The following is a 19,524-nucleotide window of genomic DNA, read 5'->3' as shown; positions in this document are numbered from 1 at the left end:
TGGTGCATGCCCTGGAGCACGTCCTGTCATGTCGTGCGTGGCCTGAGCCCGTCGTCCGGACGGGCGACGGGCCTCAGCCACGCCTGTCGGCCCTGGGCTCCAGGTCCTCCAGGACCTCAGGCGGGAGGTCCGGCAGGTCGGCGGGCGTGGACAGGCGACCCCGCACCGCTGTGGCAGCCGCCACCACCGGGGACACTAGGTGAGTGCGCCCGCCCTTGCCCTGACGTCCCTCGAAGTTGCGGTTGGAGGTGGAGGCGGCGCGCTCGCCCGGGCTGAGCTGGTCCGGGTTCATGCCCAGGCACATGGAGCACCCCGCGTTGCGCCACTCCGCGCCAAAGCCCGTGAACACCCGGTCCAGGCCCTCGGCCTCAGCCTGGAGCCGTACCCGCGCGGAGGCCGGGACCACCAGCATGCGCAGGCCCTTGGCCTTCTCCCTGCCTCGGATCACCTCAGCGGCGGCGCGCAGGTCCTCGATCCGCCCGTTGGTGCACGAGCCGAGGAAGACGGTGTCCACCTTGATGTCACGCAGGGGCGTGCCTGGGACCAGGTCCATGTACTCCAGGGCACGCTGGGCGGCCAGTCGCTCGGTCTCGTCGGCGATCTCCTCCGGGACCGGGACCCTGCCCGAGATCGGCAGCCCCTGGCCCGGGTTCGTGCCCCAGGTGACAAAGGGCTCGATGTCATTGGCCTCCAGGACCACCTCGGTGTCGAAGACGGCATCCGGGTCGGTGCGCAGGGAGGACCAGTACTCCACCGCCGCGTCCCAGTCCTCCCCCTGGGGGGCGTGGGGACGGTCGCGGATGTAGTCAAAAGTAGTCTGGTCGGGGGCTATCATGCCCGCACGGGCACCGCCCTCGATACTCATGTTGCAGATGGTCATGCGGGCCTCCATGGACAGCTGCTCAATGGCGCGGCCACGGTACTCAATGACGTGCCCCTGACCCCCGTTGGTGCCGATCTTGGCGATGATGGCCAGGATGATGTCCTTGGCACCACTGCCCGGGGGCAGGTCCCCGTCAATGGTGACGCTCATGGTCCTGAACGGTGCGATGGGCAGGGTCTGGGTGGCCAGGACATGCTCCACCTGCGAGGTGCCGATACCGAAGGCCAGCGCCCCGAAGGCACCGTGGGTCGAGGTGTGGGAGTCGCCGCAGACGACGGTCATCCCTGGCTGGGTCAGCCCCAGCTGGGGACCGACGGCGTGGACGATGCCCTGGTCGGCGTCGCCCAGGGAGTGCAGACGCACCCCGAACTCGGCGCAGTTGGCCCGCAGCGTCTCGATCTGGGCACGGCTGGTGACGTCGGCGATGGGCAGGTCGATGTCGAGGGTCGGGGTGTTGTGGTCCTCGGTGGCCAGTGTCAGGTCAGTGCGGCGGACCCGGCGGCCCGCCAGGCGCAGGCCCTCGAAGGCCTGGGGACTGGTGACCTCGTGGACCAGGTGCAGGTCGATGTAGAGCAGGTCGGGCGCCCCGTCAGCACCCTGGGACACGATGTGGTCGCGCCAGACCTTCTCAGCGAGAGTCATTCCCATCGCGCAGCCGTCCTTTCCTTGAGGCACGAGCACGAGCCCGGTAACGTGCGGCCCGGCCCGAGGGACGCCGCCGCTTCCACGTCCCGCTGAGGACGTTATGCTGACACCACGCCACTTCTTGTAGGCCAGCATACTTGAAGTCTCATACCTTGAAATGGCAGTATCAGAGTATGGACAACCCCACTGAGAGCAGCAGCGGCGTCGGTGTCATCGACAAGGCCGCACTGGTGCTCAACGCCCTGGAGTCCGGCCCCGCCACCCTGGCGCACCTAGTTGCCTCCACCCACCTGGCCCGCCCCACCGCACACCGTATCGCGGTGGCCCTGGAGTACCACCGCCTGGTCACCCGCGACTCCCAGGGCAGGTTCGTCCTGGGCCCCCGGCTCGCCGAGCTGGCCAGGGCTGCGGGCGAGGACCACCTCCTGGTGGCTGCGGGCCCGGTCCTGGCCGCCCTGCGCGACAAGACCCACGAGTCCGCCCAGCTCTACCGGCGTCAGGGAGACGTGCGCGTGTGTGTCGCCAACGCCGAGCGCCCGATCGGGCTGCGCGACTCGATCCCTGTGGGTGCCACCATGTCCATGCAGGGAGGGTCCGCGGCCCAGGTCCTGCTGGCCTGGGAGGAGCCGGACCGTCTTCACCGCGGCCTGGTCGGCTCCCGGTTCAACGCCACGATGCTGTCCGCGGTACGACGGCGCGGGTGGTCCCAGTCGGTGGGAGAGCGGGAACCCGGGGTCGCCTCCGTGTCCGCGCCGGTGCGCGGCAGCAGCGGGAAGGTGATCGCCGCCATCTCCATCTCCGGACCGATCGACCGCATGGGCCGCCAGCCCGGACGGACCCACGGCGCCGTCGTCGTAGCCGCAGCACGCCGCCTGTCAGAGGCCCTGCGCCACGACGAGGACCGCTGACAGGCTGGCACCCGGTCAGCTCACCCTCTCGCTCTAAGGCTCTGACCTACCGACTCCCGCCGACTCACTCTGGCTCACACTCACTCAGCCCCTCGCCTGTGCCCGCCGGTAGGCCAGCACGTTCATACCCGTGACGCTGTCCCACTCCGGGGCAGGGGGGACAGTCCTGTTGTGGTGCTTGATGCGCTCCAGGCGCCGGGGGTCCGCCATGAGCCCGGCCAGGGCCTCGGCCAGGCCTGCGTCGTCCTCCGCCAGGAGCCCGTCCACACCGTGGTCGATGAAGTCCCCGACCCCCGAGGACCCCAGCGCCACCACGGCCAGCCCGGCGGTGCGGGCCTCCAGGACGCTGATCCCGAAGGAGTCGGCCGGGGAGGTCTGCAGGTAGACATCCGCCTGGGCAAAAGCACGCGCCAGCTCGGGGCGGTCCACGCGCCCCACGAGGGTGATGCGCTCGGCCATGCCGCTGCGGGCCACCTCCTGCTCCAGACGATGCCGCAGGGGGCCGTCACCGTAGACATCCAGGACCGCGTCGCGGCGCCCCGAGCGCCGCACCGCCTCAGCGAAGGCCCGCACCACCTGCAGCGGGCGCTTGCGCCCGATCCAGCGCAGCGAGGCCACGACCCGCAACGGCGCCCCGGGCGGTCGCCCCTCCCCTGACGGACCTGGGTGCCAGTCGGCCAGGCTGATGCCGTTGGGCAGCACCGTGACCGGCTCACAGGCACCTGCCCGCAGCACCTGCTGCGCCAGCATGGAGGACACCGCCGTGAGGTCGGCTCCCGCCTCCTGCCACAGCCGGACCGGGCTGAGGCCCCCTAGCTGTCCGACAGCCCGTGACCAGCCTCCGAGCACGCAGTGGAAGGTGATCACCGTCGGCACGCCACAACGGCGCGCGGCCGCGACACCCGGCCAGGCGAAAGGCGAGACCACGCCGACGTGGACGTGGACGACGTCGGGACACAGGTGCTCCATCAGCCACGTCAGCTCGCCGCGCGCCCGGGGGTGGACAGGCAGCTCGGCAGGAAGGGGCACGGTGGTACGGAATACAGGGAAGCCGTCGGGTCGTTCCACGTCCCGCCCCCGGCGAGTGCCCGCTGGCGTCGCGGTGACGACAGCGGGCTCGTGCCCGTGTCGCAGGAGGTTCCTGGCCAGGTCCCGCACCTGGGTCTCGATCCCGCCCAGGCGGGGGGCGTAGCAGTCAGACACGATGAGCACGCGCATAGTGCCCAGTGTGCCACCGCCCGCCCCCGGTCACCGGGTGCAGGAGCCCGTCCAGGCCTCACGCCCCCGAGCCACCCCCAGGTCGCCCCTCAGCCCTGGGAGCCGACCTGCCGCAGCTCGGCGATAGCAGCCTCGAAGTCCTCCAGCGACTCGAAGGAGGAGTAGACGGAGGCAAACCGGAGGTAGGCGATCTGGTCCAGCTCGCGCAGCGGGCCGAGGATGGCCAGACCGACCTCGTGGGAGTCCACGAGAGCCTGACCGGTGGCCCGCACCTCCTCCTCGACCTTGTGGGCCAGGAGAGCCAGGTCGTCGTCGGAGACTGGACGCCCCTGGCAGGCTCGGCGGACACCGACTATAACCTTGTCCCTGCTGAACGGCTCCACCACCCCCGACCGCTTGCGTACCGAGAGGCTGGCAGTCTCCAGGGTGGTGAAGCGCCGACCGCACTGCTGGCACTGACGTCGTCGACGTATCGAGGTCCCGTCCTCAGCGGTTCGTGAGTCCACGACCCGGGAGCCGTCATGGCGGCAGAAGGGACAGTGCACGGGACGACCTCCAGGTGATCGCTTGACCGACACCTTGGAGACTAAACGCCAGCCGCGTCACACCGCAAGCCTCAGGCACCCCGGCTCCACGTCAGGCCCTCAGGGGACCGGAACGACAAGACGCTGACCAGCACGCACCGACGAGGTCTCCAGGCTGTTGAGCTCGACGATGACGGCCACCGTCTCGGCAACGTCGGGGGCCCCGGTCGAGGAGGCCAGGTCCCACAGGGACTGCCCGGGCTGGACAACCGCCGTGGAGGTGCCGGTGTAGCCCAGCTGGCCCAGCGTCGACAGCACGATGCCCCCGGCGGCCAGCACCGCCACCACGAGGCCAACCACCAGGCCTGCGGCCAGGTACCGTATCGCAGCAGGCACAGAGGCGGCAGGAGCAGACGAGGCCCACGCCCTGTCGGCTCCCGGGGAGCCGGGCGACGCACCGCCGGGCGCCACCTCACCCCCGTAGCGGAGCCGATGCCGTGCGGCACGGGCCGCCGGGCGAGCGGACGGCACCTGAGGGGGACGCACAGCGGGAGCACGCACAGTACGCACAGCCAGGGGAGCACCCGGCCGTCGAGGGGGAGCCTGGGGCAGCCGGGAGGCCGTCCGGCTGCCGCCCCCGTCAGGACGCGCAGGGACGGTCATGTCAGGCACCAGTCGCAGGTGGGTCGAGCCTCCGGCCCCGCGGCGAGTACCCGTGCGGCGCGGGCGCTGCCGCCCCCCGCCTCCGGACGCGGGAGGAACCAGGCTCAGGCACCGATGAGGAACCCGGGAGGCAGGACCCGAGCCGCGCGCCTTCTGGGCGGGGCGGGACGACGGGGGGACGGCAGCAGCACTCACGAGCTCCTCCAGAACACACGTTCGACGAACACCTGTTCGACAGGCTAGCGCCCCAGAGCCGACACGTCCAGCATTCTTCGAACACATGTTTGATGGCGTGTCTGATCGACTCTAGGATTGACGCATCAAGACCACCACAGGCCTACGACACGAACGCTCGACCGGCCCCGCCTCTGTCGGGCAGGGCGGCGGCAGGCAGCATCGAGCTCAGGGAAGGCACGGCAATGAGCACGACCACCAGCCACGGCAGGCACGCCGCCGTAGGCACCAGGACGCGCGGCACCGGCGCCCCTGCGACCAGCAGGCTCCTGGCGGACCTGGACGTCCGCGCCCGGGCCGTCTACGAGGCAGTGCGCGAGGCCGTCGAGTCCCGCGGCTACCCGCCGTCACTGCGGGAGATCGGCACCACCGTGGGCCTGACCAGCCCCTCCTCCGTCAAGCACCAGCTGGACAAGCTGGAGCGGCTGGGGCTGCTGCGTCGCGACCCCCGACGCCCCCGTGCCATGGAAGTAGTGACCCCCGGCAACGCGCGCACCGACCAGGAAGCCCGGAGGTGCCCGGTCGGCTCGGCAGGGGCGGCGGGCCAGGCCCCGGCACCGTCGCGCGCAGAGGACGTGCCCCGCGCGCCTCGCGGCCTGCTGTCCGCCGGGGAGCCGCAGACGGAGGAGACAGTGCCGGTCCCTCTCGTCGGCCACATCGCCGCAGGGGCACCGATCCTGGCTGAGCAGCAGTGGGAGGAGGTCATGCCCCTGCCCCGCCGTCTGACGGGGGGCGGTGACCTGTTCATGCTCAGGGTCCAGGGCGACTCCATGACCGAGGCAGCCATCTGCGACGGCGACTGGGTCGTGGTACGCGCCCAGCCTGACGCCCAGGCCGGTGAGGTCGTGGCCGCCATGATTGAGGAGCCGGACGGCGCCAGCGCGACGGTCAAGGTGCTCTCACGGCGTGACGGGCACCAGTGGCTGCTGCCCCGCAACCCCGCCTACGCCCCTATCGACGGCGACAAGGCCACGATCATGGGCAAGGTGGTCGCCGTCCTGCGCTCCCTGTGACCGGCCCCTGCAGCACTTCCACAGTATCCCCGCAGTACCTCTGAAATACCCCCGCACCACCCCGGGGCAGCACCCGAGCAGACCTTCCCCCTCAGACGCCCGGAGGGGTGCCTGAGGGGGAACGGCTCTGGGACCCGGCTGGCCACTGGGTCCCGCAGCAGGACGACCGGAGCCGCCCGGTCAAGGCCGTCAGCCGGGACTGTCGGCAGAGGTGACCGGCCGGGGTCAGTAGCCCAGCCCGCGCGCCACCTCGCGCAGGTGGTCGGCCGAGGCCGTGAGAGCCTCCTTCTCGCCAGGGGTCAGCGGGAGCTCGAGACGCCGCCCGGCACCCTCACGTCCCACGATAGTGGGGACCGCCATGCACACGTCAGAGATCCCGTGCCAGTCGGTGAGCAGCGGGGAGATGGTCAGCACCCGCTGCTCGTCGTTGAGGACCGCGGAGATGATCCGCTGGACCGCCAGGCCCACGGCGTAGTTCGTAGCACCCTTGCCCTCAATGATGCGGTAGGCGGAGCGGACGACGTCGTGGGCGATGCGGTCACGCTTGGCCTCGTCAAAGACGCCCCCGTCAAGAGTCCGGCCCCACTGGGTGACCGGCACCCCGCCGATCTCCGTGGACGACCACAGCGGGACCTCGGAGTCCCCGTGCTCACCAGCGATGTAGCCGTGGATGTTCTGCGTGGCGGTTCCGGTCTCCAGGGAGACCAGGTAACGCATACGGGCGGTGTCCAGGACGGTGCCGGACCCGAAGACCTGGTTCTCTGGGAGGCCCGTGATCTTCTTGGCACAGTAGGTGACCACGTCCACCGGGTTGGCCACGAGCACGAAGATGGCGTGAGGAGCGACCTCCACCAGCCGTGGCAGGATCTTCTCCATGATGCCCACCGTGGCGCCCGCCAGCTCCAGGCGGGACTGGCCGGGCTTCTGCTTGGCACCGGCAGTGATGGCAATCACGTCTGCGTCGCGGCAGATCTCTGGGTCGTCGGAGCCGGAGACTGCACCGGCCGAGGTGAACTGGATGCCCTGGGCGATGTCCAGGGCCTCCGCCTCCACCTTCTCCTTGGCGATGTCCTGGAGCACCACCTCGCGGGCCACGCCCTTGGTGACGCAGGCGTAGGCAAGCGTGGACCCGACAGCACCTGCACCGATGACAGCGACCTTGGACGGGCGCCCTGAGCGGGCAGTGGGGTAGGAGCCTTGAGCAGTATTGGTGATGGTGGCTTCGGACACGGTGTCTCCTCCGACTCGATTAGCGGTACGGGGAGCGGCCTCCCCGGTCCCAACCCTACGTGGTCCCGTCGGCCAGGCTGCGGGACTCTTGGTACGCGAGCCGCAGCGGCTCAGTCCTGGGCGGCCAGACGGGTGAGCGCACCCTGGACGACCTGCGGGTCCGAGGTCGGCCACAACGGAGGCAGGGAGCGGGACAGGAAGCCCCCGTAGCGGGCTGTGCGCAACCGGGGGTCCAGGACGGCCACCACCCCCCGGTCCTGCTGGCTGCGGATGAGGCGCCCCGCGCCCTGGGCCAGCAGCAGGCCCGCCTGCGTCGCCGCCACACTCATGAAGCCGTTGCCGCCCGCAGCGGTCACGGCCTGGGTGCGCGCCTGGACCACGGGGTCGTCGGGCCGTGGAAAGGGGATACGGTCGATGACGACCAGGCGGCAGGTACGTCCGGGCACGTCCACCCCCTGCCACAGGCTGAGGCTGCCTACCAGGCAGGCGGCGTCATCGGCGGCAAAGGCCTCCACGAGCGCGGGCAACGGGTCCTCCCCCTGGGCGTAGACGGGCAGGCTGGTGGCTGAGCGCAAGAGCTCGGCCGCCTCCTGCGCTGCCAGACGCGAGGAGAACAGGCCGAGCATCCCTCCCCCGGAGGCCTCCGCCAGAGCCAGCATCTCCTCCAGCGCGGCCTGCGAGACACCGGAGCCAGGACGAGGAAGGTGCGTCGGCGTGTACAGGATGCCCTGACGCGGGTAGTCGAAGGGCGACCCCACGTCAAGGCCCCGCCAGGACTCCTCCCCCAGGGTCAGTCCCAGGGTGCGGGCCATCGGCTCAAAACCTCCGCCCACCGCCAGGGTCGCGGAGGTCAGCACCGTGCTCCTGCCCGCCAGCAGGGTGGTCGCCACCCGCGCCGCGACGTCAACGGGTGCCAGCATGAGCCGTGGTGGCTCCGCCCCGGCCCGAGGTCTCTCCACCCAGGCCACCTCCCGCCCCTGGTCCACCGCGTCCGAGGTCAGGCGATCCACGGTGTCCACCAGGTCGGTGAGGGCCTGCCGGGCCATGCTGACGCCCCCGGCCTCCTGGGCACGGGCAGCGGTACCACGGGCCCTCTCACGCACGTCGGCAGCAACCTGGCGGGTCGCGTCGTCCAGGACGACCAGGGCACTGCGCAGGGTCGGCGGCAGCCCCTGCCCCAGTCGGCCGTCAGGCAGGTCGTCCAGCACCCCTGCCAGCCCCTGACCTGCTGCCTCCAGGTCGGAGACCAGCACCGAGGCGTGCCTGCGGGCGATCGTGGCGGCCCGGGCCACTGCGGCACCGGACAGCGAGACAGTCCCCTGGGAGCGCACCCGCTCGGCCAGCTCGTGGGCCTCGTCCACCACCAGGACCTGGTGGTCAGGCAGAATCCCGGGGCTGCCTGCGGCCACGACACCCAGCACGGCGTGGTTGGTGACGACGACGTCAGCCTGTGCGGCCTGTGAGCGGGCCGCACGGGGGAAGCACTCCTGCCTGACCGGGCAGGACGACCCCAGACACTCGGCCCGGGAGACGCTGACCTGCCGCCAGGCCCGGTCAGACACGCCCGGTACGAGGTCGTCACGGTCGCCGCTGTCAGTAGTCCGGGCCCACTCCCGCAGCCTGACCACCTGCTCCCCCAGCCCCAGGGCGGCCGCCTGGCCGACTCCCGGCCGCGACCGCACCTCCCCGGCGCCGAAGAGCGCGTCGTCGGCACCGGTGTCCTCGGCGGGGTAGCCCCCGTCCAGCCGGTAGCGGCACAGATAGTTGTGCCAGCCCTTGAGCAGCGCCACCCGGGGCCTCGACCCGGTGGCACGCTCTACCTCCTGCGCCGCCACAGGAGCGTCCTTGGTCAGGACCTGGCGCTGTAGCGCCAGGGTGGCCGTGGACACCACGACCCGGTGGTCGGCAGCGACCGAGTCGAGCATGACCGGCACCAGGTAGGCCAGGGACTTGCCGGTGCCTGTTCCCGCCTGGACCAGAAGGTGGCCCCTGTCCTGGAGCGTCTCCGCCACCGCTGCCGCCATCGTGGCCTGCCCCTGGCGCGGGCTGCCTCCCGCCTCGCTGACTGCGGACTGCAGGACAGCCAGGATGCTGTCCCGTTCCCGGCCCGTCGGCTCAGCTCCGGCTGACTCGGCCATCAGCCGCCCCGGGCGCCTCGCCTGTTTTCTCCACGGCCTCGTCCTCCACGGCCTCGTCGGCACCAGCGCCCTCGGCACAGGCGGCCCTCAGCTCTGCGGCCAGCGCCGGCCCCACCCGGGCGACCAGGTGGGTCCCGGCCTCCGTGTAGCTGGCGGACTCGACCTCTCCGTCGGCATAGGCACGGGAGACCAGGTCACCGCGCGAGTAGGGGACGACGACGTCCACGACGACGTCAGGACGAGGCAGCATCTCCTCCACACGCTCACGCAGTCCGGCCAGCCCCTGCCCGGTGCGTGCCGAGACGATGACGGCACCGGGCAGGGCGGTACGCAGGGCCACCAGGGTGACGGGGTCAGCCAGGTCCGCCTTGTTGAGCACCACCAGCTCAGGCACCTCCAGGGCACCAGGTACTCCCGACAGGACGTGACGCACCGCTGCGACCTGGCCCAGAGGGTCCGGGTGGGCGGCGTCAACCACGTGGAGGAGGAGGTCCGCCTCAGCTACTTCCTCCAGGGTGGAGCGGAACGCCTCAATGAGCTCGTGGGGCAGGTTGCGCACGAAGCCGACCGTGTCCGTCAGGGTGTAGGTGCGCCCCTCAGCGGTCTCAGCCCGGCGCACAGTGGGGTCCAGCGTGGCGAACAGCGCGTCCTGGACCATGGCACCCGCATCGGTGAGGCGGTTCATGAGGGAGGACTTGCCCGCGTTGGTGTACCCGGCGATCGCTACCGAGGGGATGGCGCCGCGCCGTCGTGAGCCGCGTCTGGCCTGGCGGGAGGGGGTCATCTCCTTGATCTCGCGCCGCAGCCTGGCCATGCGGGTGTGGATGCGTCGGCGGTCGAGCTCGATCTTGGTCTCTCCGGGGCCGCGTGAGCCAATCCCCTGGCCTCCGGCCACGCGTCCGCCGGCCTGCCGGGACATGGACTCACCCCAGCCACGCAAGCGCGGCAGCAGGTACTCCAGCTGGGCGAGCTCGACCTGCGCCTTGCCCTCGCGCGACTTGGCGTGCTGGGCGAAGATGTCGAGTATGAGGGCGGTACGGTCCACTACCTTGACTCCGACGACGTCCTCCAAAGCGCGACGCTGGGAGGGCGCGAGCTCGTCATCGACGATGACCGTGTCCGCCCCCGAGGCGGCCACGGTCTCCGCCAGCTCGCGCGCCTTGCCGCTGCCCAGGTAGGTGGCAGGGTCGGGGTGGTCACGCCTCTGGATCACCGCGTCCAGGACCTGGGAGCCGGCGGTCTGCGCCAGGGCGGCCAGCTCGCGCAGGGAGGTCTCGACGTCCTGGGACCCGACGGCCTCCCCCTGGTGCTGGGGCTCCGCCTGACCGGTGTCGGTGGCATCGGCCCGGCCCACGCCGGTGGCACCGGACACACCGTGACCGCTCCTCCTCCCGGTCCGGGAGCGGGAGAGGTCCAGGCCCACAAGAACCACCTTCTCCAGCCGGACCTGGCGGTACTCGACCTCAGAGACGTCCTGGAGCTCGGTGGACAGGCTGGCCACACGTCGCAGGCCGGCACGGGCCTCACGTTCCAGCGAGCCGTCGTCATGCTCCTCGTCAAGGTCAGCGAGGCTGCCCAGGCCGTCACGGGAGGAGTGCCCCGACGTTGAGGCCAGGGCGGTTCCGGCCCGGGACAGGACACGTGCCACGACGTCCTCGGCAGCGGGCGGGACCTGCGGGGGCCGACCGTCGGCGTCGTCAGGGACGCCAGAGGGCTCGTGGGCACTCCCCCAGGCGACGGGGGACTCGGTGTGGACGTTGCGCCGAGACTCGGCACGTGCAGCAGGAACAGTGGATCGAGAACGGGTCACCTTGAGACTCCTTGCAGTATGCGTAGGCACGGTCCGGAGCACAGGCTCAACAGACCTTCCCGGTGCGTCCGGGCCCGGTTCGGTGCAGGACGGAGCCGGGGCGAGGCCGCGACCGCCAGCAAGGCCGCGTCCCCGGCTCAGCGCATACGCAGAATCCACATGGGATCAGCATAGCTGCCTGCCCTGATCCGCACAACCCTGAGACGAGACTCATCACATGCGCCCGCGAGAGGAGCCCGGTACCTCACATAGCTGCACATCTTCGGCTGGTTGTCCGCAGCACCGCTGGGACCACGATGCGGCGAATCCCCGCAGTTCTGCGGAAGGCAGGCCAGCCACCGCACGGACCACACACCACCAGCAACTCCATGATGTGCACTGGGCACGCCGCTGCACATCATGGAGCCCGCACCACGAGGGACCTGGGAGGGGCGGCCCCGCTCCCCACGCGCCGATCCCCGGCACAACCCGCAGAAGCACGCGGATCCCCGAACTACCCCAGCCCCGAGCAGACAACCCCTCCCCCCATCCCGCGCAACCACCAAGCACCTGAAGATGTGCAACCTACTCGGCCCCGTAGCCGTCCACACACGGATCGTGTACAGCACCTCGGTGTTCCCACCACCCTGACCGTCTGTGTCGCCTAGGCTCACCGTATGAACTGCCTACACCATCCTGAGACCCTGGCCACGCTCGTCTGCGAGTGCGGGACCGCCCTGTGCCATGAGTGCGCCACCCGTCGTCCCGCAGTCGGCTGCCCCACCTGCGTCGCGACGAAGCTGTCCCACGAAGGAGGCAAGACCACCACCGACGCTGTCCTGGCTGTCGTCGGTGCGGTCGCGGGCGCTGCGGCCTTCTACGCCCTCACGCGCTCCTGGTCCGAGGTCGGCGGCTGGCTCACCTTCGCTGCCGTCGGTGCCGGATGGCCCTTCGGGTGGCGGGCGCTACGGTTCTGGTCCGCGCTGGGTACCAGCTACAGCGCCTGGGGGAGCAACCTCGTCCTGGTCATCCTCATCTGGATGACCCCTCTCCTCGTGCTGGTCCTGAAGATGTGGGTCGCCATGCTGATCGGCGTGCCCGCCCTGGTCGTGACCGCGCTCAGGCAGGCCGTGGTTCTCCTGCGCCTGCACACCGCCCGGTTGCGACAGCCGGTGTGAGCACGGCCCCCGCCCCCACACCCCGGACCCTGCTGCTCACTCGGCTGGGTCACCTGGTGCTGGCCATGCTCGTGGTCGAGCTGCTGGCCGGGATGCAGGTCTACATCAACCAGACGGTCCTGCCCCTGCTGGCCACCGACCTGCACGCCCGCGACCACTACGGCCTGGTGACGGCCGCCGCCCAGGTCCCGGCCTTCCTCACCATGCCCCTGGGCGGGGCGATGCTGTCCCGGTGGCGGGCGGACCGGCTCATGACCGTCCTGACCGCCGTCCTGGTGGCCGGGGCGGTCTCGGGTGCCCTGGCCCCGGGTATCGAGGTCTACGTGGCGGCCGAGGTCCTGCGGGGCCTGGCTGCCGGGGCGCTGGCCACCGTCACCATGGGGGTGCTCGTGGCGGGGCTGCCCGAGGCCTGGAAACGCCTCTTCCTGGCAGCCAGCTCAGCGACGTGGGTGGTCTCCTCCCTCCTGGGACCTGCCTACGCCGCCGGGATGAGCACGCTGTGGGGGTGGAGGTGGGCGCTGGTGGGCTACGTCCCCCTGCTGGTAGCGGCACGGCTGGTCATGTCCCGGGAGATCCGGGGTCTGCGCGTCAAGGACGACGGGGCCGCCGCACCGTGGACGGCGGCGCTGGCCCTGGCTGCGGGAGTGGGGATGATCGGACTGGCTCCGGCAGGGCGCTGGTGGTTCTGGCCTGGCTGCCTCCTTGGTGCCGCCACAGTGGTCTGGGCCTGCGCCCGGGTGTTTCCGGCGGGAACCATGCGTCTGGCCCCGGGGCGCCGGGCGGCGGTAGCCACGCTGGCCTGGGTGTGTGCGGCCTACTTCTCCCTGGACTTCCTGGTCTCTCCCGGCGCCCACGACGTCCTGGGACTCGGCGCGGGACCGATCGGCTGGGCGCTGACCTGTGCAGGAGTGCTGTGGTCCGTCACAGCCATGTGGTGCGGGGCGCGACCGGCGCGGGCTGCGCACCACTACAGAGCACGCGGCACGACCGGGGCGGTGTGCCTCACCGGTGGTGCCGCACTGATGGCTCTCGCCTTCACCGGGGCACCACCCTGGTGGTGGCTGCACGTGGGCTTCGGACTGGCGGGCACGGGGATGGGCCTCACCCACCAGGACACGCTCATCCGGTGCGTGAGCCAGCCACCCGAGGGCCAGGACGACGGGATCTCCGAGGCCGGTGCGGCGACCTCAGTGACGGTGGCGACCACTGCCGGGGGCGCAGCGCTGGGGACCTTCGCCACGGCACTCGTCGCTCCCACGACAGCCGGGGTCGACGGCGCCCGTCTGGTGGCTGTCGTCATCGTGCTCGCGCTCCTGCTGGCCTGCACCCCGGTCCTGGCTCGTCGAGCGGCCTGAGCCGCCTGGCACACGGACACCCGGCCCAGGAAGCGCACGGCCCTCGGAAGAGGGGGGAGCAGGCGCCCTGCCCGGTAGCCTTGAGCCGTGAACGAGCACTACTTCACCGCCTCGCCCAGCGGGTCTGCGCAGGAGCGCACCCGGCGGGTCGTCGTGCGCGGCACCGACTACGAGGTGGTCACCACCTCAGGGGTCTTCTCCGCAGACCGCCTGGACCGGGGGACCCGGGTCCTGCTCCACCACGTGCCACAGCCTCCGACGCACGGCACCTTCTTGGACCTGGGCTGCGGGTGGGGGCCAATCGCCCTGGCCCTGGCCCGGGCCTCACCGCAGGCGCTCGTCCTGGCTACAGACGTCAACGAGCGCGCGGTGGAGCTGACGCGACGCAACGCCGCAGGCGCAGGGCTGACCAACATCAGCCCTTGCCTGGCCGACGACCTTAGGCGCAGACTGACGCAGTCCGGACAGAGGCTGGACCTCATATGGTCCAACCCCCCGGTGAGGATCGGCAAGAGGGCTCTCCACGACCTGCTCACCACGTGGCTGTCCCTGCTGTCTGAGCACGGTGAGGCCTGGCTGGTGGTGAGCAGGAACCTGGGGGCGGACTCCCTGACCAGGTGGCTTGTCGAGGAGGGCTGGCAGGCAGGGAGAACCGCCTCGGCCAAGGGCTTCCGGGTGCTGCGGGTCGCGCGCTCCTGACCCGGGAGCACGGGCAGGGCCACCGGGGCCACTCCGGCGGGCTGGCACCGGTACCCGGACCCTGCCCGCCAGGGGCCGCCGCAGCCTTGTCCGGCCCTGCCTTGTCTCAACTTACTGCGGGACACCCGGGTCCTGGGGCGGGTGGGTGCCCTGCCCTGGAGCCTGGCCAGGCTGCGCTGGGGGCTGCGGACCAACGGGAGCCTGCCCCTGGCCGGGAGCGTAGCCGACCGGCGGCACCTGCCCTGACGCCTGGCCCTGCTCTGGCGCATAAGGCATCTGGGGAGCCTGAGGCCCCTGGGGGTAGGAGGCCTGGGGCTGGGCAGCATAGCCGCCCTGTGGCTGTGTGGGCGCCTGGAGCTGGCCCGGAACCGGGTAGGTGGAAGCACCAGGAGCACCTGGTGCCGGCACGCCGTAGCCCGCTGCGGGCTGCGTCGGTGCTGCGGTGCGACGACGGCGCACCACCAGGAAGACGACGACTCCCGCCACAGCTGCCAGGAGAACCCCGCCGCCGACCAGCGCGGGCAGGAGCCAGGGCAGCCCCTCCGAGTCCCCACCGGTTACCCGGATCCTGTCCTCAGAGGTGGCGTCGGCCCACGTCGCCGTCGAGCCGTCGATCTCACCGGCCCCGGAGGCGGAGTCCACACCGCCGGGGAAACGGACGGTCAGCCGCGCCTGGTCAGCGCTGGAGAAGAAGCCCTCGTCCAGAACGACCTCGTAGACGCTGTCGGCATGGCGCACGGTGATGCTGTCGTTGAAGAGGTCCTCCACATCCCGCAGGCGCAGGCCCGTGAAACGCACGGAGCAGGCAGGCATGCCGTCGAGCTCAGCAACCTCGACACTCATCGTGCCACTGACCTCCTCGCTTTCCTCCTCGAAGTCCGCCGGGTCGCAGCCGTCCTCCGTCTCTGAGGTGGTCGCTCCCTCACGGGCAAAGAGCAGGGCGATGTCAACGGCCTCCTCCTCGTGCAGGGTCACAGTCATGTCGACGTGGGTGTCGTCCTCGGCCCCGGCCGCCGGAGGGGACAGGAGCCACGAGCCCACCAGCGCCAGGAGGCCGACCAGGAGAGCGGCCATCGGCACGAGCCCCGGAGCCCGCGAGCCACCAGGGGAACGACCAGAGGAACGGGGAGACAGGGACGGGACTGCTGAGCGGTTCACCCGCGTGATGCTATCGCAACTGCTCGGCACAGGACACGCGCAAAGGGTGCGGGCGGGGAGCGGCTGGACGAAGCCGCATCCCCCGGGGGTCCTGGACCAGCCCAGCCTCGCGCAGCAGCTGGCTCACAGCCGGGTCCCGTGCCGTGATCCCGTTGACCTGCTCGACAACCACCCGGCGCCGTGCTGAGGTGGGGCCGGGCAGCCTGGAGGCCAGGTCCCGCTCCCACGTCACCAGGGCGTGGACGGCCGACCCCAGGGTCTGGCTGCTGGCGGTGTAGCACACCAGGGTCCGCAGGTTCTGCGGGGCGCTCAGCACCGGCTCTCCCTCCAGGAGGACGACCCGCGCTCCCTGCCTGCGGGGGGGAGTCACCTGGAGACGAGCGCGAGTCTCCTGTGTCTCCTGCTCGGCCAGCCCTGGTGGCAGCACCGGCTGCTGCCCGGACAGCCCCGCCTCCAGGGGCGGGCCTGGAACCGGCGCCAGGGGCGAGTCGGTGGGAAAGAAGGCGACCTCGACCGCGCCCGCAGCGGCCCCGCCCTCCTGCCCGCCTCGCGCCTGCCAGACGACGTCGCCGCTGGCGACCAGCTCGTCGAGCATGGCGGGCCTGTAGCCGCTGACGCGGGAGGGCAGGACCACAGACTCCCACAAGGAGGCTGACAGCCACATCCCCTCCAGGGCGGGCAGAACCTCGGCGAGGGCATCGACGCCTCTGGCCAGCGCCCCAGCGAGGCTCATGTCCAGACCGTCGTCACGGTCGTTGTCACGGTCGTCATCCAGACTGCCACTGCGCCGCTGCGCGACGAGGAGACCGGCCCGGTCGGCGACCAGCCTCTGGAGTGCCTGCGGGGGGACCGGAGCGACGCCAGCCCGCGCCCGGGCCAGTGAGCGTCTGCGCCCACGGTCGAGCACACCGGTAGCCATCCAGGTCGTCCCACCGGAATCAGGCAGGCGCACGAGCAGCCCCTCCTCCTCCAGGTGCTCCAGGGCACGGGCGGCCCTGTCGTGTCCTGGCTGCCCCTCCAGGCCCAGGTACTGCGCGCAGTCCCGTGCGCCTGTGCGGCAGCGGGTGCGCGCCCGGCGCAGGACCAGGTCCTCTAGCGCCGTCCGCGCCCTGCGGTCCCCGTCGGTGGCTGCCTCTGTTGCCAGGACCAGCTCTCCTGCCTGCCCGGGAGCCTGGAGCCCCGGGTCGCCCGGGACACCGGGAAGACCGGACCTGCATTGGAGCGCCCAGCCGGGAACGTCTGTCCCCAGCGCCTCGTGGAGGACAGGGACGTCCTCAGCTCGCGCCCACACCTCACGGCCTCCCAGGAGGAGCGGCACCGCCCGTCGCGCCTCAGGCAGGGCCGTCACGACACGGCGCACGCCACCGACGGGGGCGGCCTCCGAGGCAAGCCCGTCCTGCCCACTGTCACCGCTGTCACGACTGCCGTCCCCGGAGGCGTCCCGGCTGCGCGCAGGCACGCAGCGCTGAGCGATCTCCTCGGTGCTCAGCGGCCCCAGCTCACGCAGGAGGTCAGCCACCCCCTCGGTGTCGGCCCGTACCCGGTGGGAGGGGGTCAGCCGCTGCAGCTCGGAGTCCACCTCCGCCACGACGGCGTCGTCAAGGATGTCGGCAAGGCCCTCGTCCCCGACCAGGGAGGCGAGCGCCCTGGGGTCGAGGGAGAGCAGGCGGGTCCGGCGCTCGGTCAGGGGAAGGTCGTCCTGGTAGAGGAAGGCAGCCTCGTAGCCGAGCAGGAGCGGGCAGGCAAAGGGCGAGGGAGCACGGGTGGGCGCCTCCACCACGCGCACCTCTCCTGTAGCCAGGCAACTCATGAGGTCGTGGAGGGCAGGCAGGTCGTAGACGTCCTGGAGGCACTCCCGAGCGGCCTCGGTGACCACGGGAAGGCCGCTCAGGTGCTGGGAGGCCTCCAGGAGCTGGCTGGCCCGCAGCCGCTGGAGCCACAGGGGAGCACGCTCCCGCACCCCGACGGCCCAGGGCTCGTGGACACGGCTGCCGTAGGGGCTGTGGAGGACCAGCCTCCAGCTGCCGTCCGCCTCCTGGTACCTCTCCAGGACGAGGGTGGTGTCACAGGGCAGGACGCCGGTGGCGGCGCGCTGCTCGCGCAGGAGGGAGACGAGGCTGTCACGTGCGGCCGAGTCCAGACCGGCCTCGGCGAGCCGGGCCAGCAGACGCTGCATGCCACCGTCAGCCCTACCGGTCCGGGCGCCAGCACCTCCGCCGGTACCATCGCTGACACCACCGTCAGCCCTGCGACCGGCCTTGCCAGGGCCGTCAGGGTCCTCAGAGTCACCGGGGCCGTCTGGGTCGTCGGGGTCCTCCAGGGCCTGGGCGGCCTCACGCAGGAAGGCCCCCTTGGCGGCACCGGTGGCGGCCGGGCGCCCGGGACCCTCACCGCGCCAGAAGGGCAGGCGGGCGCTCCTGCCCGGCGCCGGGTCGACGACGACCCGGTCCCTGGTGATCTCCCGGACCCGCCAGGAGGAGGTCCCCAGCGTGATGACGTCACCGGGGCGGGACTCGTTGACCATCTCCTCGTCCAGCTCGCCGACGCGACGCCGCCCGGCACCCTGGGCACCCTCAGGAAGGACCACGGGGAAGACTCCCCGGTCGGGGATCGTTCCGGGTGCCGCGACGGCCAGCCGTTGCGCCCCGGGACGGGCCGTGAGCCGCTCCGTGCGCCGGTCGTGGACCAGGAGCGGGGAGAGGCTGGTCAGGTCCGCGGAGGCGTACCCCCCGGAGACCATGGTCACGACGGAGTCGAAGGCACTGCGCGGCAGGTCGGCGTAGGGGGCGGCCCGGCGCACGGTGGCGTACCAGTCGTCGGCCTCCAGGTCCTCCACACAGGCCGCAGCCACCGTGTGCTGGGCGAGGACGTCCAGCGCGTCAGTGACCAGGCTGGTGCGCTCTACCGCTCCCGAGAGCATGCCCTCGGCCATGACGACGGCGTCAACGAGCTGGGTCCGCTCCACCGGGTAGATGACGCCCCGGGGCCGTCCTCCGACCCTGTGGTCCGCGCGGCCCACGCGCTGCAGGCCGCTGGCCACCGACGGCGGCGGGGACACCTGGAGGACCAGGTCGATGGAGCCCATGTCGATGCCGAGCTCCAAGGAGGAGGTGGCAACGACGCAGCGCAGCCGCCCGGCCTTGAGGTCGCGCTCGACGCCTAGGCGCTGCTCCTTGGAGACCGAGCCGTGGTGCGCCCGGGCGATGACAGGGGTGCCTGGCTCCAGGGGCAGCGCCCGCTGGGTGGTGCCCGCCTCCTGGGGCTCCTGGTGGACCACGGGCTCGGCCTGGACAGCACCGCCTGGCACCCGGACCTGTCCCCTGCCCGCCGTGGGCGCGCCGAGGCCGCTCACGGCGGTCGGGTGTGGCGGGCACACGGGCCATGTCCACCACGGGGACGGACACGGTGACGTCAGGGACCGCAGGCTCGTCGTCACGGATGACGCTCACCGGCTGGCAGCCGCCCAGGAACCGGGCGACCTCCTCGGGCAGGGCCACCGTCACCGCACTCGCCTGCTTGCCTGCCGGGTCCGTGCCCGGCTGCGCCAGCCGTGCGGCCTCAGCCTGGATACCAGCCAGGGGACGCGCAGGTTGCGCTCCACGTCGGCGCCCAGCACCTTGAGCGGGGAGACGTAGAGGACGCGCACGCCCCTGCCCTCCTTGTCCGGGCGGCCTGGGGCGCGCCCGACGTCGTTGCCCCCGGTGAGGCCGCGTCTGGTGAGACGATCAATGGCACACAGGAAGGCAGCCAGGGTCTTGCCCGATCCGGTGGGGGGCGACGGCCAGAACGCTGTCACCACGGCCGATCGTGCCCCAGGTGCGCTGCTGGAGGCGGGTCGGCCCGCCGGGGAAGGTCGCGGTGAACCAGGCCCGGGTCGCCGGAGAGAAGG

General features: G+C 71.6%; 15 protein-coding genes. 5 read left to right on the top strand and 10 right to left on the bottom strand.

Annotated elements, in window-relative coordinates:
• Positions 1-73 precede the first annotated feature (73 nt).
• Entirely contained in the window at positions 74-1,531 is a 1,458-nt protein-coding gene (leuC, locus tag CWS50_RS04280) for a 3-isopropylmalate dehydratase large subunit (RefSeq protein ID WP_127841791.1), read from the bottom strand.
• A gap of 170 nt (positions 1,532-1,701) precedes the next feature.
• Here leuC and CWS50_RS04275 point away from each other — a divergent pair, with 170 nt between their 5' ends.
• A complete protein-coding gene (locus tag CWS50_RS04275) occupies positions 1,702-2,436 on the top strand; it encodes an IclR family transcriptional regulator (RefSeq protein WP_127841790.1) in 735 nt (244 codons plus the stop codon).
• Between the two features lie 84 nt (positions 2,437-2,520).
• Here the strand turns inward: CWS50_RS04275 and CWS50_RS04270 are convergent, their stop codons facing one another.
• The 3 genes from CWS50_RS04270 to CWS50_RS13185 form a co-directional block, all read right to left on the bottom strand.
• The gene (locus tag CWS50_RS04270) at positions 2,521-3,654 is read right to left on the bottom strand and encodes a glycosyltransferase family 4 protein (RefSeq protein WP_127841789.1); all 1,134 of its coding nucleotides are present in this window, start codon (positions 3,652-3,654) and stop codon (positions 2,521-2,523) included.
• Between the two features lie 89 nt (positions 3,655-3,743).
• Positions 3,744-4,199 carry a transcriptional regulator NrdR gene (gene nrdR, locus CWS50_RS04265; RefSeq protein WP_127841788.1) on the bottom strand — a complete coding sequence of 152 codons (456 nt, stop codon included), beginning with the start codon at positions 4,197-4,199 and terminating at the stop codon, positions 3,744-3,746.
• A gap of 99 nt (positions 4,200-4,298) precedes the next feature.
• The gene (locus tag CWS50_RS13185) at positions 4,299-4,841 is read right to left on the bottom strand and encodes a LysM peptidoglycan-binding domain-containing protein (RefSeq protein WP_206610468.1); all 543 of its coding nucleotides are present in this window, start codon (positions 4,839-4,841) and stop codon (positions 4,299-4,301) included.
• Positions 4,842-5,260: 419 nt separating this feature from the next.
• Between CWS50_RS13185 and lexA the strand changes: the two genes are divergently transcribed.
• Positions 5,261-6,088 carry a transcriptional repressor LexA gene (gene lexA, locus CWS50_RS04255; protein ID WP_127841787.1) on the top strand — a complete coding sequence of 276 codons (828 nt, stop codon included), beginning with the start codon at positions 5,261-5,263 and terminating at the stop codon, positions 6,086-6,088.
• Between the two features lie 225 nt (positions 6,089-6,313).
• On the opposite strand, the gene CWS50_RS04250 is transcribed toward lexA, so the two are convergent.
• The 3 genes from CWS50_RS04250 to hflX all read right to left on the bottom strand — a co-directional run bounded on the left by CWS50_RS04250 (position 6,314) and on the right by hflX (position 11,104).
• A complete protein-coding gene (locus CWS50_RS04250; protein WP_127841786.1) occupies positions 6,314-7,318 on the bottom strand; it encodes an L-lactate dehydrogenase in 1,005 nt (334 codons plus the stop codon).
• 110 nt (positions 7,319-7,428) lie between these two features.
• The gene (locus tag CWS50_RS04245; RefSeq protein ID WP_243118460.1) at positions 7,429-9,456 is read right to left on the bottom strand and encodes an ATP-dependent DNA helicase; all 2,028 of its coding nucleotides are present in this window, start codon (positions 9,454-9,456) and stop codon (positions 7,429-7,431) included.
• The gene (gene hflX, locus CWS50_RS04240; RefSeq protein ID WP_243118508.1) at positions 9,434-11,104 is read right to left on the bottom strand and encodes a GTPase HflX; all 1,671 of its coding nucleotides are present in this window, start codon (positions 11,102-11,104) and stop codon (positions 9,434-9,436) included. The genes CWS50_RS04245 and hflX overlap by 23 nt, the downstream gene beginning before the upstream one ends.
• A gap of 818 nt (positions 11,105-11,922) precedes the next feature.
• On the opposite strand from hflX, the gene CWS50_RS04235 reads away from it, so the two are divergent.
• From CWS50_RS04235 to CWS50_RS04225, 3 genes are all read left to right on the top strand, one after another.
• Positions 11,923-12,423, top strand: a complete 501-nt coding sequence (locus CWS50_RS04235) for a hypothetical protein (RefSeq protein ID WP_127841784.1) — start codon at positions 11,923-11,925, stop codon at positions 12,421-12,423.
• Entirely contained in the window at positions 12,420-13,778 is a 1,359-nt protein-coding gene (locus tag CWS50_RS04230) for an MFS transporter (RefSeq protein WP_243118459.1), read from the top strand. Before CWS50_RS04235 ends, CWS50_RS04230 begins: the two co-directional genes overlap by 4 nt.
• Positions 13,779-13,865: 87 nt before the next feature.
• Entirely contained in the window at positions 13,866-14,477 is a 612-nt protein-coding gene (locus CWS50_RS04225) for a class I SAM-dependent methyltransferase (protein ID WP_127841783.1), read from the top strand.
• A 111-nt stretch (positions 14,478-14,588) separates the two neighbouring features.
• Here CWS50_RS04225 and CWS50_RS04220 read toward each other — a convergent pair whose 3' ends face one another.
• From CWS50_RS04220 to CWS50_RS13425, 3 genes are all read right to left on the bottom strand, one after another.
• On the bottom strand, positions 14,589-15,635 hold the full coding sequence (locus CWS50_RS04220; RefSeq protein WP_127841782.1) for an LppM family (lipo)protein: 1,047 nt from the start codon (positions 15,633-15,635) through the stop codon (positions 14,589-14,591).
• Positions 15,636-15,645: 10 nt separating this feature from the next.
• Positions 15,646-18,987 (bottom strand): Lhr family ATP-dependent helicase, encoded by a 3,342-nt coding sequence (locus tag CWS50_RS04215; protein ID WP_243118458.1) that lies wholly within the window; start codon positions 18,985-18,987, stop codon positions 15,646-15,648.
• 147 nt (positions 18,988-19,134) lie between these two features.
• A complete protein-coding gene (locus CWS50_RS13425) occupies positions 19,135-19,431 on the bottom strand; it encodes a DEAD/DEAH box helicase (RefSeq protein ID WP_243118457.1) in 297 nt (98 codons plus the stop codon).
• Between the last annotated feature and the right edge of the window lie 93 nt (positions 19,432-19,524).

Origin of the sequence: Actinomyces wuliandei, from assembly GCF_004010955.1 — a bacterium.
Classification (GTDB): Bacteria; Actinomycetota; Actinomycetes; order Actinomycetales; family Actinomycetaceae; genus Actinomyces; species Actinomyces wuliandei.
Note: the sequence above shows the minus strand (reverse complement) of the source record. Positions and strands in the feature narration are given on the sequence as shown.